A 14,145-nucleotide genomic window follows, 5' to 3' on the forward strand; every position below is an offset into this window, starting at 1 on the left:
ACGGTCCGCGTGCCATGGTAGGGCACACCGAATACGACTACACCGGCGAATCGGCAATCGTCACCGGGTCGACGAAGGGTATCGGCCGGGGCATCGCAGAGGGACTCGCCGACGCCGGGGCGAACGTCGTCGTCAACGGCCGCGACGACCAGGAGGTGGACGCGGTCGCCGACGAACTGGACGACCGCGGAGGCGGAAGCGCTGTCGGCGTCACGGCGGACGTCGGTGACCCGGCGGCGATAGAGCGCCTGGTCGACAGCGCCGTCGACGCCTTCGGAGAGATAGACCTCCTCGTGAACAACGCTGCGACGTGGCCCGAGGAGGAGTCGCTCGTCGAGTCGTCGCTGGACCAGTGGAACCGGACGATGGACGTCAACGTCCGGTCACAGTACTACGCCGCGAAGCTCGTCGCCGAACACATGATAGCCGAGGGCATCGAGGGCTGTATCGTCAACCACACGAGCCAGGCCGGCGACCGCCGCACCGGCCCCTTCGGCCTCTATGGCATCTCGAAGACGTCGATAAACGGCCTGACGTGGCGGATGGCCCAGGAGCTGGCCGAGCACGGCATCCGGATGAACGCCATCTCGACGGACGTGACCGAGACCGCACAGACCCGCTACGAGGCCGAACAGGCGGCGAAGGACCACCCGGACAGGACCGCCGAGGAGATACTCCGCGAGCGGGGAGAGAAGCGCCCCCTCGGCCGCCTCGGGCAACCCGAGGACCTCGCGGACGCGGTGCTGTGGCTGGGAAGCGACAGGGCCGACTACGTCGTCGGCGACATCGTCCGCGTGAGCGGCGGGGGGAACCTGGAGTAGTCCCGTGCGGGTCGTCGATACCCACACCCACACCTGGGGCCCGGACACCGAGGAACTGCCCTGGCCGGCGGAGATCCTGCCGCCGGGGTGGGAGGGCGCCTACACCGCCCACGACCTGATAGCCGACATGGACGCCGCCGGCGTCGAGGAGAGCGTCATGGTCACGACGCCGCTGTACGGCCGCGGCGTGCGAGCAAACGAGTACACGATGCGCTCCATCGAGGCCTACCCCGACCGCCTGTGGGGCGTCGGCCTGATGGACTTCTTCGGGGACGACCCCGAGCAGGTCCGTGCGGCCCTCCGTCGCGTCGTCGGCCACGACCGGATGCTCGGCGTCAGGATGCACGCCTGTCTGGCCTACGAGGAGCACGCCTCCGAGCTGGACCGGACGGCCGACTGGATCCTCGACGACACCCTCGAACCGGTCTGGGCGGAGGCCGCCGAGCTGGACACGTCGGTGTTCGTCTTCCCGAAGGCCCAACAGGTGTCGATGATAGAGACGCTCGCGGGCCGCTACCCGGACGTCCAGCTGGTCGTGGACCACATGGCCTTCCCGGACGAGACGACCGACCCCGACGAGGCCCCCTGGACCGACTTGGAGGCGCTCGCCGACCACGACAACGTCGCCGTCAAGGTGAGCTCGCTTCCCCGGTCGAGCGACCAGGGATGGCCCTACGAGGACCTCTGGGGGTACGTCCGCCACCTCGCCGACTGGTTCGGGAGCGAGCGGCTGATGCTCGGGTCGGACTACCCGTGGATGGACGACTGGGCCGACTACGAGGCATGCCTCTCCTGGGTCGAGGAGGTCCCGTCCCTCTCAGCCCGGGACTATGCCTACATGGCCCACCGGACCTTCGAGTCCATCCACGAGGGCTAGACTGGTAGCTCACCCTAGACGTTTATCGGGTCGCTGTGTCACAGGTCGGTATGACTGCGACCATCGAGCGCATCGAGACCGTCGAGTTCAGCTACCGGTTGCCCGACGTGGGGACCCCGCCCGGCGGGTTCGACGTCGTCTACGACCCCGGGAACACGATGGAGCGGCACCTCTTTGCCGTACGAGTCTCGTGTAGCGACGGCCTGACCGGCGAGTACGTCGGGAGCAACTCACCCGGCGCCGCCCAGATCAACACCGTCGCGGACTACCTGGTCGGGAAGGACCCGCTCGAGCGGGAACACCACTGGTCGGAACTCAAACGCGCGCTCCGGAAGTACGACCGGATGGGCATCGGCCCGCTCGACGTCGCGCTGTGGGACTACGCCGGCAAGCAGTACGACGCACCCATCCACGAACTGCTGGGGAGCTACCGCGACCGGCTCCCGGCGTACGCCTCGACGTACCAGGGCGACCGGAGCGGCGGCCTGGACTCGCCGGCGGCGTACGCCGATTTCGCCGAGTCGTGTCTGGACCGTGGCTACCAGGGCTACAAAGTCCACGGGTGGGACGGCGACTGGCGCGACCCCGACCTGCTCGAGGCGACAGTCCGGGCCGTCGGGGAGCGCGTCGGCGACGAGATGGACCTCATGGTCGACCCCGCGTGTGACCTCGATACCTTCGCCGAGGCGCTCCAGGTCGGACGGGCCTGTGACGACCACGGGTACCTCTGGTACGAGGACCCGTACCGGGACGGCGGCATCTCCCAGCACGGCCACCGCAAGCTCCGTCAGAAGCTCGAGACGCCGCTTCTCCAGACCGAACACGTCCGTGGCCTCGAGTCACATACGGATTTCGTCGCCAACGAGGCCACGGACTTCGTCCGCGCCGACCCCGAGTACGACGCCGGCATCACCGGGGCGACGAAGATTGCGAACGTCGCGGAAGGGTTCGGCCTTGACGTCGAGTTCCACGCGCCCGGCCCCGCACAGCGCCACGTGATGGCCGCGACTCGCAATGCCAACTACTACGAGATGGCACTGGTCCACCCGGACGCACCGAACACGACGCCGCCCGTCTACGATGGCGACTACCGCGACGACATCGACGCCGTCGACGACGCGGGGACGGTACCCGTGCCCGACGGCCCGGGACTGGGCGTCGACTACGACTGGGACTACATCGAGGCCAACGAGACCGGGCGACGGGAGTACCGCTGACCGCTGTCGACCGTCTCAGAGGTCCGTCGCCTGCTCGCTGCGTTCACCCTCCGGCATTCCGCCGACCATCCGCTTGACGATCTCGTCCTGGTCGAACCCCTCGGCGTCGATGGTGCCCGCGCTCTTGCCCTGGTGGAGGACGTGGATGCGGTCGGACGCCCGCTGGATGTAGTCGAGGTTGTGGGAGATGAGGATGATGGAGATGCCCTGTTCCTGCATGCGGTCGATGAGGTCGAGGACCCTGTCGGCGCCCTCTACCGAGAGCGCACTCGTCGGTTCGTCCATGATGACGATCTTCGGGTCCGACAGGAGCGTCCGGGAGATGCTGACGAGCTGTCGTTCCCCGCCAGAGAGGTTCGACACCTTCTCGTCGACGTCGACGCCGATCTCGAGGTCGTCGAGGAGTTCGCGGGCCCGCTTGCGCATCGCCGGTTTGTTGAGGACCCCGAACAGCCCCGAGGGCCCCGACACCGACTCGCGGCCGAGGAAGATGTTCTGGGTGACGGTGAGGTTACCGGCGATGGCGAGGTCCTGGAACGTCGTCTCGATGCCCAGGTCCTTCGAGGCGCGAGCGTTCGCTATCTCGACCACCTCGCCGTCGACGCGGATGGTCCCCGAATCCGGCTTGATCGCCCCGGCGAGACACTTGATGAGCGTCGACTTGCCGGCGCCGTTGTCGCCGGCCAGCGCGAGAATCTCGTTGCGGCGGAGTCTGAACGTGACGTCCGACAGCGCGACCACCTCGCCGTACGTCTTCGTGATGCCCTCCATCTCGACGATGTGGTCCACGTCGGCGGCTGTCGCCTGGCTCATGGCTGTGAAATGTCGACCGTAGAATAAAAACATTGGCCCGTTAGGGACCGTCAGGCAGCGAGCATACATGTCACTTCGTCCAAAGATTTACTAATGCGTCGCCTGAAGCAACCCAGCATGGCGCGTACGGCCGTCGACGTCGGTGCTGCCAGGGAGCAGGTCACGCTCAAAAAGATCAGTCAGTACGGGCCGATAATCGGCCTCGTGGGACTGTACGTCGCGTTCACGCTGTTGAACGACAGGTTTCTGACCGTCGGGAACCAGGTGAACGTCCTCCAGCAGGTGTCGATAATCGGCATCATGGCCATCGGCGTCACCTTCCCCATCCTCTGTGCGGAGATCGACCTGAGCATCGCGCAGGTGATGGAGGTCGGCGGCCTGACGATCGCGACGCTGGCTGTCGGCGCGCGACTGTTCGAGGGGTTCGCCATCCCGGTTCCGGCGGCCATCCTCGTGGGTCTGTTGCTCGGTGCCACCTTCGGGGCGCTGTCCGGGTTCGTCACCGCGCGGTTCGGCGTCCCGTCGTTCATGACCACGCTGGCGGTGCTGTTTCTCGCCGACGGGTTCGGTCTCATCGTCTCGGGCAACCGCCCTATCATCGGGTTGCCGGCGTCGCTGACGGCCATCGGTGGCTCCCGCGTGCTCGGGTTCCCGAGCATCGTCCTCGTCTTCCTCGCCCTGCTGATCGCGTCGCAGCTGGTCCTCTCGTACACGAAGTTCGGCCTCTACATCTACGCTATCGGTGGTGATCGGCAGGCCGCAGAGCGGATGGGGATCAACGTCCCCCTGGTGCGGCTGGGGACGCTCGTCATCTCGGGACTGTTCGCCGGAATCGCCGGCCTCGTGACCCTCGGACGCCTCGGTAGCGCCGTCCCGACGATGGGTTCGGGGCTCCTGTTGCCGCCGATCGCCGCCGTCATCCTCGGCGGTGCCAACCTCTTCGGGGGGTCCGGCAACATGGTCGGCACGCTCGTGGGCGTGCTCATCCTCGGCATCCTCCAGAACGGCCTGAACCTGATGGGCGTCGGCCCGTCGGGCCAGCTGGTCGCCCAGGGCATCGTCCTGATGCTGGCCGTCCTCGCGAACGTCGTCGGCCAGGACTGATACCTGATAACTGAAACGACTTCCATTTATACCGATAGTTCTTTCACAGGGCGTGTCAAATTGTGGTGGTGTATGTCACGCGACATTCCCAGGCGACGGTTCATCCGTACCAGTGCGATCGCAGGCACGGCACTCTTCGCCGGCTGTGGAGGTGACGGTGGCGACGGCGGCGACGGCGGCGATGGCGGCGACGGCGGCAGCGACGGCGGCGATGGCGGCGGTGACGGCATGGACGGCGGCGACGGAGACGGCGGTGGCGACGGCGGCGGCGAACAGACGACCACCGAGAGCGGTCCGCCGACGGTCGCGCTCTCGGTGCCGTCGCTCGAGTTCACGTTCTTCGCCCGGATGCAGAACGCGTTCGACGCCGCCAAGAGCGACGGGGCCATCGCCTCGGACTCGGCGTTCTACGACGCCGGCAACTCACAGAGCACGCAGGTCTCGGACGTCGAGACGGCCATCTCGAACGAGGTGGACCTCCTGCTCATCTCGGCCCTCACGGCCGAAGGGGTCATCAACGCCATCGGCCAGGCCAACGAGGCCGATATCCCGGTCGTCGCTATCGACCGTAACGTCGCCGAGGGGGAGACGGTGAGCTACGTCGCCTCCGACAACGTCCAGCTGGGCCGTCGCTCGACGGAGCTGTGTCTGGGCTTCATGCAGGAGATGGAGCAGAAAGACACCTACAACATCGTCCAGCTCGAGGGGACGCCCGGGGCGAGCGTGACGAACGACCGCGGCGAAGGGTTCAGCAACGCCGTGAGCAACAACGACAGTCTCAACCGCCTCGCCAGTCAGACCGGCGAGTTCTCCACGCAGAACGCCCTCAGCGTCATGGAGGACTTCATCACCCAGTACGGCGACGAGATAGACGGCGTGTTCTGCCAGAACGACCTGATGGCGCTCGGCGTCCACCAGGCGCTCCAGAACGCGGACATGTCGATGCCGGTCACCGGCATCGACGGCACGGAAGCGTGGGTCCAGCGGTTCTCGGACAACGAGTTCTACGGGACCATCGCGCAACTGCCCGAGGAGATGGTCAACACCGCCATCGAGACGGGCAAGACCCACCTCGCCGGCGAGGACGTCGAGGACACCATCGTCATCGACGGCCTCGAGGTCACCCAGGACAACGCCGCCGACTACCTCAGCCAGTACTTCGGCTGAGCGGGTCGGCGACGTCACCGTCCACGTCCGCGGGGCCGACGCCTTCGCGGCCATCGGCGAGGAGTTCGACATCGACCTGGGCGTGCTCGCCTTCGGCACCGTCGGCCGCATCCACCACAGCGAGGACGGCGAGACCAGGCCGACGAAGTGGTACATGTCCGAGAACGAGGTCGTCGAAGCCGCGAACGACCTCCGGCTCGACCGGCTGCTGCCCACGCACTTCGACATGTGGAAGGGCGTCACCGGTGACCCGAAGGGCCTGCACGAACACGCCGCGTCCTACGAGTACCCCCGGACCCTGGAGGTCGTCAGCGTCGGGGACCGGGTCGACCTGGGCGCCCCGGGCGTCGTCCCGCCGTCGACGAACCGCTGACCTATCGGAGGTCGACCGCGCGCCCGTCGGCCGCGGCCTCGTAGACGCCCTTGAGCGTCCGCATGTCGACGAGTCCGTGCTCGCCGTCGGCGTAGGGCGCCTCGCCGGTCAGCAGGCAGTGCGAGAAGTACTCGAACTCCTCTTCCATCTGGTCTATCTGCTCGAAGGCGACGTCCACGTCGGACCCCCCGTGGGAGACGTGGAGCTCTCGCTCGTCCCACGGATAGAAGGCCGGTTCGACGCGCACCTCTCCCTCGGTGCCGGTCACTCTGATGTGACTCGCCATGGTCGCGTTCTGACTGGCCGTACAGAGGCCGAAGGTGTGGTCGGGGAAATCGACCTGGAAGGCGGCGTGTTCGTCGGGTACGTCGTCGAACTCCTCCTGGACGGAGGCGACCGAGCCCTGGACGCGCACCGGATCGGCGTCGAGCAGGAACCGGGCGGTGTTCAGCGAGTAGATGCCGATGTCCATCGCCGCACACCCGCCCGAGAGCTCCCAGTCGAGACGCCACTGGTCGGGGTCGGGGACGAGCTCGAGGATGGGTTCGGTCATGTTGCCGTGGACGAACACCGGGTCGCCGATGTATCCCGCGTCGATGAGATCACGCGCCCGCCGCACGGCGGGTTCGGTGTGCATCCGGTAGGCGATCATCAGCGTGACGTCGTGCTCGTTGCAGGCGGCGACCATCTGCTCGGCCCGGTCGACGGTCGCCTCCATCGGTTTCTCACAGAGGACGTCCTTCCCGAGTTCGGCAGCGCTCTCGACGAACGGGAGGTGCCGGGCGTTCGGCGTGACGACGTAGACGGCGTCGTAGGCGTCGCTGGCGGCACCGTCGTGGAACTCCTCGTACGTGATGGCGTGCTCGACGGTCTCGGCGTCGGCGGCGACTGACCCGGCTTTCGCCCGGTCGCCACTGACCAGCACCGTCGTCTCACAGAGGTCGCCGGCGGCGACGGCCGGCATCGCCTGTTCGCGGGTCCACCAGCCGAGCCCCACCATCGCGAACCTGACGGGGTCGTCGGTCTCGGTCAGGTCTTGCCAGTCGCGGCTGTCGAAGTCCTCGGTGAGTGCGGAAAGCTCCATACCGGCCGTTCGACCGCGTTCCAGAAAGAACTACTGGCGCTCACCGCCCACTCAGGCGACGGCGTCGTGAGCGCGTCGCGGGGACCGACCGTCCACGCCGAGGGCGTCGTCGAGATTCGCCCGGGGAGGCCGCTGGGCCCTCGGCCCGGCCGAATTCGTGCTCACGAGTACGCCATGTTGATCTCGACGACGTTGGCCGCCGAGAGCAGCAGTTCGGGGAGCTCCTCGTGGAACATGTCGCCCTTGATGCGCGTCGTCGGGCCGGAGACGCTGAGCGCGGCCACCACGCCGTCGGTGACGACGGGCGCGGCGACACACCGGAGGCCGGGAAGGCGTTCCTCCCGGTCGTATGCGTACCCACGCTCGCGGACCGTCTCGAGTTCCCCCTTCAGCTCGTCGGGGTCGGTGATGGTGTTCTCCGTCCGCTGGGGCATCCCGTGTTCGTCGAGTATCTCGTCGACACGGGACTCGGGCAGTTCGGCCAGTATCGCCTTCCCGAGCGCCGTGCAGTGGAGGTAGACCCGCTTGCCCGCGTACGTGTCGACGTTGACCGCCTGCTGGCCCTCGTGTCGGGTGATGTAGACGCCCTGACCGTGTTCCTCGACGGCGGCGTTGACCATCTCGCCGGTCTTCTCGGCGAGCGTCTCGGTTTCGGGGCGGACCGTCTCGTAGATGTCCATCCGGTTGCGCGTGAACTCCCCGAGTTCGAGGAACCGGAGCCCGACGCTGTAGGTGTCGCCCTCTTTGAGCACGTACCGCTCCTCCAGCAGCGTCTGGAGGTGGTTGTGGACGGTGCTCTTGGGGATGTCCAGCTCGCTCGCGACGGCCGTCACGCCGGCCCCGTCCAGTCGTTTCAGGACCTCGATGATGCGGAACGACGTCCGTGTCGCGTTGACGGTGTTCGCCTGGGAGGACATATTGAACCATACAGGAGCCCGGTACTTAACTGTTCAGTCCGTCCGAACGGGTTATCAACCCAGGCGAACGGTGGCTCACTCCCACGGGATGTCGTCGTGGAACTCCCGTATCTCCTCGAGGCCGGTCAGCGCGGAGACGGCGCCCGGTCGGGTCGTCGCGACGGCGCCGGCGGCGTTCGCGAGACCGAGCAGTCGCTCCGGGTCCCGGACGCCGCTGGTGAGCGACGCGATGAAGCCCGCGAGGAAGACGTCGCCCGCTCCCGTCGCGTCCACGGTGTCGACGTCGTACCCGGGGTGTTCGACCAGGCCCGGAACCGGACTCTCGTCCGTCCCGAAACAGATCGCGCCGTCGCTGCCCCGCGTCAGGACCACCGTGTGTGGACCGAGCGCGGTCACCGCCTCCGCGACAGCGGCGGGGTCGTCGTCATCGAACCCGGCGGGGCCGAGGTCCTCGGCGGAGGCCTTCAGGACGTCGACGTTCCCGAGAGCGCCCCGGACGACGGCGGCGTACTCCTGACGACTGTGCCACATCTCCGGTCGCCAGTTGGGGTCGAGCGAGACCGTCGCCGTCCCCGAGGCCCGTTCTTGCAGGTCCAGCGTGGCGGTGCGACTCGACTCGACGCTGAGTGTGACACCGGTCGTGTGGACCCAGTCCGTCTCGGCGAGCGTCGCGTCGGGCACTTCCCCCGCCTGCATCCGCGTGTCGGCGCCGTCGCCCCGGTAGAAGTTGAACGAACGGTCGCCGTCGGCGTCGTGGGAGACGACGGCCAGCGTGGTCCGCGCGTCGGGGTCGGTGACGACGTGCGTGGGCGGGATCGCCGAGTCGTAGAGGTGGCCACGGAGGAAGGTGCCGAAGTCGTCGTCGGCGAGTCGCGTCCAGAACGTCGGCGAGACGCCGAGTCGATCGAGTGCGAGCGCCACGTTCGCCCCCGACCCGCCGAAGTTCGGTGTGTAGCCCCCCGCTTCGCCGGGCGGCCCCGGTTCGTCCGGGAGCAAGTCGACGAGCGTGTCGCCAGCGACCAGAACGGTTCCGTCTTCGGCCATACCGCCACTGTCGCCCCCGTGGTACTTATAGCATGTCGCGCGAGCGACGACCGTCAGTCCTCGATTGGACTGCCCCGGTCGCCCCAGGCCTCGTCGAACCCCGCGATACCCGCCTCGGTCTTCGGGTGGTCGACGTGCGCTTCGAGCAGGGCTGGGCCCATCGTGATGGCGTCGATGCCGGCCTCGTACAGCGCCGTGGCCTGAGTCGTGTTGCGGACGCTCGCCGCGAGGACGTCCGTGTCGAACCCCTGGCGGTCGAAGGTCCGCTGCATCCGGGTGACCGTCGCGAGGCCGTCGGCGCCCGCGTCGTCCAGTCGGCCGACGTACGGGGCGACGAAGTCCGCGTCGTTCTTCGCGGCCAGCATCGCCTGCTCGATGGAGAAGACGACTGTCAGTCCAGCGGGGACACCCTGGGAGCGAACGCGAGCGAGCGCCTCGACCCCGGCCCGATTGGCCGGAATCTTCACGACCACGTCGTCGGCCCACTCCTGGTACCGGTGGGCCTGCTCGACCATCTCGTCGGCCGAGTCCGCGATGACCTGCGCGAAGACGGGTCCGTCGGTCACGGCGGCGACGTCGGTGACGGCCTCGCGGTAGGAGCGTCCCGACGCCGCGACGATTGACGGGTTGGTCGTGACGCCGTCGACGACGCCGAGCGCGTCGCCGGCGCGAATCTGCTCGACGTCTGCCGTATCGAGGTAGAGTTTCATTCGACCAGTCCTGGGCGGGCGGGTTCAAAGAAGGTATCGCCTGCCCCCGACGTCAGCGGCCGGCGCTGTACCCGCCGTCGACGAGCAGCTGGGCGCCCGTGATCCAGGCGGCCTCGTCCGAACAGAAAAACCGGACGGCGTTGCCGACGTCTGCCGGTTCGCCCAGGCGCGAGAGGGGTGTCTTCGCGGCTTCGCGCTGCTGTGTCGCCTCGTCGTTTATGTCCTGCATCGGCGTCTTGACCACCCCCGGGAGGACGGTGTTGACCGTCGTCCCCGCCTCGGCGGCCTCGAGGGCCAGCTCCCGCGTGAGATTGACCAGCGCGGCCTTCGTCGCCGCGTAGGGCGCGCCGCCCCCGCCGAAGTGGGCGTTGACGCTCGAGACGTTCACGATTCGGCCCGACGGTGCCTCGTCGAGATACGGCATGGCGTACTTCGCCGTGGTGAACGCGCCGGTGAGGTTCACCCCGAGGACCTCGTACCACTCGTCGAGCGAGATCTCCTGTGTGGTGCCCGGGATCTGGATGCCGGCGTTGTTCACGAGGATGTCGAGGCGGTCGAACCGGTCCAGCGTGTCGGCGACGAGTTCGAGGACGTCGCCCTCGTGGCTGACGTCGGTCTCGACGAACAGCGACTCGACGCCGTGCTCGTCGGCGACCAGCTCGTCGGTGGGGACGGACACGTCCGTCTCGAAGTACTGCCCCTGCTTCGGGGCGCGGCGAACGTCGGCGACGACGACGTTGGCCCCGGCTGTGGCCAACCGGTCAGCGATGCCGCGTCCGATACCGCTCGACCCGCCCGTGACGATGGCCGTCCGGCCGTCGAGTGCCATACTGGACCTGTGGTACCGACTCACAAGACCATTGTGGCTCCGCGGACGAGCGGCATCGATCGGCACATCCGTCAGATATTAAATCGAGCATAGAACTTTCGATAGGTGAAATCAGCGTACTTCATAAACTTTTATATTAATTGGACCAGAAGCGTAGTTCGCATGGTAGACACCAACAGGCGTTCGTTCCTGAAAGCGACGGGCGCAGCGGTCAGTGCAACGGCGATTGCTGGGTGTTCCGCCGGCCCTGGGGGCGGGAGCAACACGCTCGAGAAAGTCGGGATGTCGGCGTACGTCCGCGGTGGTTCGTGGATCACAGCCTACATCGAAGCCGCCGAGTTCTACGCCGAGGACCTCGGCATCGAACTCGAGGTCCGGCCGAACCAGCAGAGCGCACAGAAACAGGTCCAGGACATCCGAGACTTCACGAACGGGGACCACGACGCCATCCTCGTCGGCGTCTGGTCGACCGGTGCCGCGGAGGGCGCCATCAACCAGGCCATGGAGCAGGGGACGCCGGTGTTCGCGACGAACGCCGACACCTCGAGTTCGGAGATTCCGCTCTACGTCGGGTTCAGTAACTACGACGGCGGCGCGTCCTCGGCCGAACAGATGGTCGCGGCCCTCGAAGAGCAGTACCCGGACAAGGACACCTGGCGCGTCCTCAACGTCCGGGGCGTCCAGGGCAACCAGTCGGCCAACCAGCGCTCACAGGGCTTCCTCGACGTGATGGCGGAGAACGACCGCGTCGAGGTCGTCCAGACGTTAAACGGGGAGTACGCCCGCGACGTCGCCCAGTCGACGGTCCAGCAGTGGATCAACGCCAACGGGCGCGTCGACGGCATCTACTCCGGGAACCTCTCGATGGGGTTAGGCGTCGTCCAGGCGCTGCGGAACCAGGACATACTCGTGCCGAAAGGCGAGGACGGGCACGTGGTCCTGACCCAGATGGACGGCAGTCCGGAAGTGAACCCGCTCGTCGGGGAGGGCATGATCGACGCGGCTGTCGACCAGCCCAACTACTTCTACAATCCCATCGCGATGCAGTACATGAAACAGTACGTCGAGGCGGGCAACGACGACAGCGTCATCCCGGAAGTCGACTCGGAGGTCACCGCGGACGACCTCACCATCGAATCCGGCCAGCACAAGGGCGTCGAGATGTGGTCCGAGCCCATCTGGGAGCCCGGCATCATGCGCGAGCAGAACGGGCACCCATGGTTCCGAACCAACAGCGTCGTCATCACCCAGGAGAACTACGACCAGCCGTTCCTCTGGGGCAACGTCTGGGGCTGAACCGACCCAGGACTATCTTCAGTACTCCACCACATCATGTCTACCGAAGAAGGATTCTTGAGTAGCCGTTTCGGCGACACGGACGACGCCGTACTGACGCTGTTGGACAACATGATCTGGCCGATTCTGGGCCTCGTCATCCTGGGGGTCCTCGTCTTCGTCCCCCAGACGCTCCGGAACGTCCGGTCGGTCCAGCTGCTGCTGTGGGCCGCCGTCCCGCTTGGCCTGCTGGTGCTGGCCGAGAGCCTCTGTCTGCTCTCGGGACACTTCGACCTCTCTATCGGGTCGATCGCGGGCTTCTCGGCGATGTTCACCGGGATGTTGCTCGGGACCTGTCCGAGCTGCTGGAACGTCGTCTCGAGTCCGTGGATCGGGTTCGGTATCATCCTCGGCGCGGGCGCACTCATCGGCCTGGCCAACGGGGTGATGATCGCTCGCGTCGGCCTGAACCCGTTCCTGCAGACGCTGGCCTTCCTCATCATCTTCGAGGGGGCGAAGACAGCGATGCAGACCCAGCCGGTCACAGGGCTGCCGGCGCTGTACCTGGACATCGGCGGCACGCCGAACTTCGCCATCGGGGTCCTGCTGGTCGCGTTCCTCGCGTTCGGGCTCCTCATGCGGTTCTCGCGGTTCGGCCAGGCCGTCTACGCGCTCGGGAGCTCCGAGAAATCGGCCCGTGAGGTCGGCATCGACACCTCGCGGCTCATCATCGTCATCTACACCATCAGCGGCGTGCTCTCGGCTATCGCGGGCCTGATGTTGACCGGTTTCGTCGGCGTCGTGCCGCCACTCATCGGCGAGGGGCTGGTGTTCCAGGCGTTCGCCGGCGCCGTCATCGGCGGCATCAGCCTGTTCGGTGGCCGCGGGAAGATCACGGGCGCGCTGGGTGGGGTCATCCTCATCCAGCTGGTCCAGTCGGCACTGAACAACAGCACCGCGGTCGGCGCGACGGAGATACAGATGATAAACGGGTTCGTCCTGCTCGTCGCCATCCTGCTGTACAGCACGCAGAGCAAGATCAGGTCTCGCATCCTCGCGAGTGGTTCGGTATGAGCACCGACGACGGCGCCTCCGACTCGGAGAGCGTGGCACAGGCGGAGGTCCCGGAGGTCAGCGGGACGCCGAAGATTCGCGTCGAAGACGTCGTGAAGACGTTCGGCCGCATCACCGCGGTCGACGGCGTGACGCTCGACATCGAGGAGGGCGAGATATTCGCCCTCATCGGCGACAACGGCGCCGGCAAGTCGACGCTGATGAACATCCTCAGCGGCGTCCACCAGGCCACCTCGGGGTCGATGTACGTCGACGGCGAGGCGGTCTCGTTCTCGAACCCGAGCGAGGCTCGCGCGAAAGGCATCGAGACGGTGTATCAGGACCTCGCGCTGATGGACGACCTGGACATCGCGACGAACATCTTCATGGGGCAGTTCCCGATGAAAGGCGTCGGCCCAATCAGGTACATCGACTGGGACGAGACGTTCGAGCGGTCCCGGGAGATAATGATGGAGCGGCTCGGCCGGGACATCGACCTCAACACCGAGGTGGAGTTCCTCTCCGGCGGGCAGCGCCAACTGGTCGCAATCGGTCGGGCGCTGGCGTTCGACCCCGAGGTCATCATCCTGGACGAACCGACGAGCGCGCTGTCCGTCGACGCGACGCGACTCGTCCAGGATACCATCGAGTCGCTCTCGGAGGAACAGGGCATCACCATCGTCATCGTCAGCCACAACATCGAGTCCGTGCTGGAACTGGCAGACCGCATCGGCGTCCTCTACCAGGGGCAACTGGTCGACATCCTCGACCCGTCCGAGACGGGGCTCGAACCGCTCAACGACCTGATGACGACCGGGATGCTCCGTGAGGGGATTCGCGGCGACGACTGACCCCCGCCAC

The 14,145-nt window shown here is 66.9% G+C and carries 14 protein-coding genes and 1 pseudogene; 9 read left to right on the forward strand and 6 right to left on the reverse strand.

The window, feature by feature from the left end; translation table 11 throughout:
• The first annotated feature begins 14 nt into the window (after positions 1-14).
• Genes P1K88_RS11790 through P1K88_RS11800 form a run of 3 tightly spaced genes read left to right on the forward strand, consistent with a single transcriptional unit; the run spans position 15 to position 2,915 of the window.
• On the forward strand, positions 15-821 hold the full coding sequence (locus tag P1K88_RS11790; RefSeq protein WP_276410368.1) for an SDR family NAD(P)-dependent oxidoreductase: 807 nt from the start codon (positions 15-17) through the stop codon (positions 819-821).
• Between the two features lie 4 nt (positions 822-825).
• A complete protein-coding gene (locus P1K88_RS11795; protein ID WP_276410369.1) occupies positions 826-1,698 on the forward strand; it encodes an amidohydrolase family protein in 873 nt (290 codons plus the stop codon).
• A gap of 50 nt (positions 1,699-1,748) precedes the next feature.
• Positions 1,749-2,915, forward strand: coding sequence for an enolase C-terminal domain-like protein (locus P1K88_RS11800; RefSeq protein WP_276410370.1), 1,167 nt, complete (start codon positions 1,749-1,751; stop codon positions 2,913-2,915).
• 15 nt (positions 2,916-2,930) lie between these two features.
• Here the strand turns inward: P1K88_RS11800 and P1K88_RS11805 are convergent, their stop codons facing one another.
• Positions 2,931-3,728 carry an ATP-binding cassette domain-containing protein gene (locus P1K88_RS11805; protein ID WP_276410371.1) on the reverse strand — a complete coding sequence of 266 codons (798 nt, stop codon included), beginning with the start codon at positions 3,726-3,728 and terminating at the stop codon, positions 2,931-2,933.
• 117 nt (positions 3,729-3,845) lie between these two features.
• On the opposite strand from P1K88_RS11805, the gene P1K88_RS11810 reads away from it, so the two are divergent.
• From P1K88_RS11810 to P1K88_RS11820, 3 genes and pseudogenes are all read left to right on the forward strand, one after another.
• A complete protein-coding gene (locus tag P1K88_RS11810; protein ID WP_276410372.1) occupies positions 3,846-4,832 on the forward strand; it encodes an ABC transporter permease in 987 nt (328 codons plus the stop codon).
• A 72-nt stretch (positions 4,833-4,904) separates the two neighbouring features.
• A complete protein-coding gene (locus P1K88_RS11815) occupies positions 4,905-5,999 on the forward strand; it encodes a substrate-binding domain-containing protein (RefSeq protein ID WP_276410373.1) in 1,095 nt (364 codons plus the stop codon).
• 34 nt (positions 6,000-6,033) lie between these two features.
• Positions 6,034-6,372 (forward strand): annotated as a pseudogene (locus tag P1K88_RS11820) (MBL fold metallo-hydrolase); the annotation flags it as partial.
• A 1-nt stretch (position 6,373) separates the two neighbouring features.
• On the opposite strand, the gene gfo6 reads toward P1K88_RS11820, so the two are convergent.
• The 5 genes from gfo6 to P1K88_RS11845 all read right to left on the reverse strand — a co-directional run bounded on the left by gfo6 (position 6,374) and on the right by P1K88_RS11845 (position 10,956).
• Positions 6,374-7,456: a D-xylose 1-dehydrogenase Gfo6 gene (gfo6, locus tag P1K88_RS11825; RefSeq protein WP_276410375.1), complete on the reverse strand. Its 1,083-nt coding sequence runs from the start codon at positions 7,454-7,456 to the stop codon at positions 6,374-6,376.
• Between the two features lie 161 nt (positions 7,457-7,617).
• Positions 7,618-8,373: an IclR family transcriptional regulator gene (locus P1K88_RS11830; RefSeq protein ID WP_276410376.1), complete on the reverse strand. Its 756-nt coding sequence runs from the start codon at positions 8,371-8,373 to the stop codon at positions 7,618-7,620.
• A gap of 75 nt (positions 8,374-8,448) precedes the next feature.
• The gene (locus tag P1K88_RS11835; RefSeq protein WP_276410377.1) at positions 8,449-9,417 is read right to left on the reverse strand and encodes a carbohydrate kinase family protein; all 969 of its coding nucleotides are present in this window, start codon (positions 9,415-9,417) and stop codon (positions 8,449-8,451) included.
• Positions 9,418-9,470: 53 nt separating this feature from the next.
• The gene (locus P1K88_RS11840) at positions 9,471-10,127 is read right to left on the reverse strand and encodes a transaldolase family protein (protein ID WP_276410378.1); all 657 of its coding nucleotides are present in this window, start codon (positions 10,125-10,127) and stop codon (positions 9,471-9,473) included.
• A 52-nt stretch (positions 10,128-10,179) separates the two neighbouring features.
• Entirely contained in the window at positions 10,180-10,956 is a 777-nt protein-coding gene (locus P1K88_RS11845) for an SDR family NAD(P)-dependent oxidoreductase (protein ID WP_276410379.1), read from the reverse strand.
• Positions 10,957-11,118: 162 nt separating this feature from the next.
• Here P1K88_RS11845 and P1K88_RS11850 point away from each other — a divergent pair, with 162 nt between their 5' ends.
• Genes P1K88_RS11850 through P1K88_RS11860 form a run of 3 tightly spaced genes read left to right on the forward strand, consistent with a single transcriptional unit; the run spans position 11,119 to position 14,135 of the window.
• Positions 11,119-12,252 carry a sugar ABC transporter substrate-binding protein gene (locus P1K88_RS11850; RefSeq protein ID WP_276410380.1) on the forward strand — a complete coding sequence of 378 codons (1,134 nt, stop codon included), beginning with the start codon at positions 11,119-11,121 and terminating at the stop codon, positions 12,250-12,252.
• A 57-nt stretch (positions 12,253-12,309) separates the two neighbouring features.
• Positions 12,310-13,305, forward strand: a complete 996-nt coding sequence (locus P1K88_RS11855; RefSeq protein WP_276410381.1) for an ABC transporter permease — start codon at positions 12,310-12,312, stop codon at positions 13,303-13,305.
• The gene (locus tag P1K88_RS11860) at positions 13,302-14,135 is read left to right on the forward strand and encodes an ATP-binding cassette domain-containing protein (RefSeq protein ID WP_276410382.1); all 834 of its coding nucleotides are present in this window, start codon (positions 13,302-13,304) and stop codon (positions 14,133-14,135) included. Before P1K88_RS11855 ends, P1K88_RS11860 begins: the two co-directional genes overlap by 4 nt.
• Positions 14,136-14,145: the final 10 nt, after the last annotated feature.

Origin of the sequence: Haloarcula halobia, assembly GCF_029338255.1 — an archaeon.
Lineage (GTDB): Archaea > Halobacteriota > Halobacteria > Halobacteriales > Haloarculaceae > Haloarcula > Haloarcula halobia.

Bases quoted from the DNA above. Each gene is read 5' to 3' on its own strand.
- P1K88_RS11790 (WP_276410368.1), top strand. From the start codon at position 15: ATGGTAGGGCACACCGAATACGACTACACCGGCGAATCGGCAATCGTC.
- P1K88_RS11800 (WP_276410370.1), top strand. From the start codon at position 1,749: ATGACTGCGACCATCGAGCGCATCGAGACCGTCGAGTTCAGCTACCGG.
- P1K88_RS11805 (WP_276410371.1), bottom strand. From the start codon at position 3,728: ATGAGCCAGGCGACAGCCGCCGACGTGGACCACATCGTCGAGATGGAG.
- P1K88_RS11810 (WP_276410372.1), top strand. From the start codon at position 3,846: ATGGCGCGTACGGCCGTCGACGTCGGTGCTGCCAGGGAGCAGGTCACG.
- P1K88_RS11815 (WP_276410373.1), top strand. From the start codon at position 4,905: ATGTCACGCGACATTCCCAGGCGACGGTTCATCCGTACCAGTGCGATC.
- gfo6 (WP_276410375.1), bottom strand. From the start codon at position 7,456: ATGGAGCTTTCCGCACTCACCGAGGACTTCGACAGCCGCGACTGGCAA.
- P1K88_RS11830 (WP_276410376.1), bottom strand. From the start codon at position 8,373: ATGTCCTCCCAGGCGAACACCGTCAACGCGACACGGACGTCGTTCCGC.
- P1K88_RS11835 (WP_276410377.1), bottom strand. From the start codon at position 9,417: ATGGCCGAAGACGGAACCGTTCTGGTCGCTGGCGACACGCTCGTCGAC.
- P1K88_RS11840 (WP_276410378.1), bottom strand. From the start codon at position 10,127: ATGAAACTCTACCTCGATACGGCAGACGTCGAGCAGATTCGCGCCGGC.
- P1K88_RS11845 (WP_276410379.1), bottom strand. From the start codon at position 10,956: ATGGCACTCGACGGCCGGACGGCCATCGTCACGGGCGGGTCGAGCGGT.
- P1K88_RS11850 (WP_276410380.1), top strand. From the start codon at position 11,119: ATGGTAGACACCAACAGGCGTTCGTTCCTGAAAGCGACGGGCGCAGCG.
- P1K88_RS11860 (WP_276410382.1), top strand. From the start codon at position 13,302: ATGAGCACCGACGACGGCGCCTCCGACTCGGAGAGCGTGGCACAGGCG.